This is a genomic window from Mesorhizobium sp. M0019, from assembly GCF_040323975.1.
Classification (GTDB): Bacteria; Pseudomonadota; Alphaproteobacteria; order Rhizobiales; family Rhizobiaceae; genus Mesorhizobium.
In genome coordinates this window covers 1-1441 of sequence record NZ_JAMYVK010000128.1, presented here as the reverse complement: position 1 = coordinate 1441, position 1441 = coordinate 1, and the positions used below count along the sequence as shown (strand labels likewise).

Annotated in this window: 1 pseudogene; it reads right to left on the bottom strand. The window is 65.4% G+C overall.

The annotated features are described in order from the left end of the window. Nucleotides 1-22 precede the first annotated feature (22 nt). Nucleotides 23-1376 (bottom strand): annotated as a pseudogene (locus tag NKK47_RS34960) (IS701 family transposase). Nucleotides 1377-1441 lie beyond the last annotated feature (65 nt).

Below are 1441 nucleotides of genomic sequence, written 5' to 3'. Positions count from 1 at the left end.
CTAGCACTACTTTGGCAGATTTTTAGCGGAGAGGGTTCCGCGGCAGTGGGGACAACGGATTGGGGGCGGCTGCGCGAGCGCGGTGAGGATGGCTTGCCTGATGGCGGGTAGGCTCGGTTGGGGCGGCGGGCCGAGGATTCTTTTTTCCCCCTCCCGCTTGTTTGAGGCGGCGAGATTGCAGGAAGGCGTAGGCGATCATCGTCATCAGCGCGTGCCGGTGCAGGCCCGTCCATGAGCGCCCCTCGAAGTGGTCGAGGCCAAGTTCCTCCTTGAGCTGCTGATGCGCCTGTTCGCAGACCCAGCGCGCCTTGATGGCGCCTGCGATCTGCTTGAGCGAGGTGTCGGCGGGCAAGTTGGAGAGGTAGTATTTGCGCTCGCCGGTCGAGCGGTGCTCGCCGATCACCCAGACCTCCTCGCCAGGCAGATGCTGAGCGCCCATGTCGCGGATGCGCTGGGGTGGGCCATCTGCAACCCGGACACGGACAGCGGCGAAGCGGGCCGAGAGGCGGCCTTTGGTGCCACGCCGCCAACTGACCGTCCGCCATTGGGCTTTTTCCAGCATCGCCTGCGCGGTCATCGACTTCACATCGGGGATATGCCGGCGGCGCGGGCGGCCGTGTCCGGCAACGGGGAAGATCATCGCCACGTCGGCGGCATAGACCTTCTGCTTGAACGGGATACCGACGGCCCAGGTAAGGCCGCGCTCGGTGAGCGCCTGCCGGAAGGGGGCGCTCAAGCCATATCCGGCATCGGCGAGCACGCAGCCAAAGCGTAAGCCGGCTGCGCGAGCCCGGTCGATCTCGGCCAGCGCGATTTCGGGCTTGGTCCTGTAGGCACGATGGCCCTCGGGCACACCGGCACGGTCGAGCCGGGCGGGATCGGAAGTCCAGCTCTCGGGCAGAAACAGTCGCAGCCCCACCATGACCGGCACTTCGCCAGAGGCCAGCGTCAGCGACACCAGCGTCTGGCAGTTGGCGTTCTTGCCAAGCGCCGAGGCATATTGCGGCGCGACGCCGACCGAGTGGCGCCCCTTCTTGGGGAGCGCGGTGTCGTCCACGATCAGCCACGCATCGTTCCCGCCAACTTGTCGGTCGGCCTCCGCGAGCAGCACCTTCTCCAGCGGCGCAGCATCCCACACGCCGCTCGCGATGAAGTGGTGCAACTGGTCATAGTTGACGCCTGCGTCGCGCGCCGCCATCGGTTGGACGCTCTTGCGATCCCCAAGGCCAATCAGCCCAGCAATATAGGCCGGACACATCCGCGCACGCGTCTTGTGCCTCAACGCCGAGACGAACGGCTCAAGCCACCGCTCCAGATCGAGTTGCCAATCCCTGTTCATGGCCGGCCCCTCCAACAGCCGACCTCTCATGAATCACGCAAAACCGCTCTTGGGAATCCTCGAAACGCTCCCGGAGCTAAAAATCTGCCAAAGTAGTGCTAG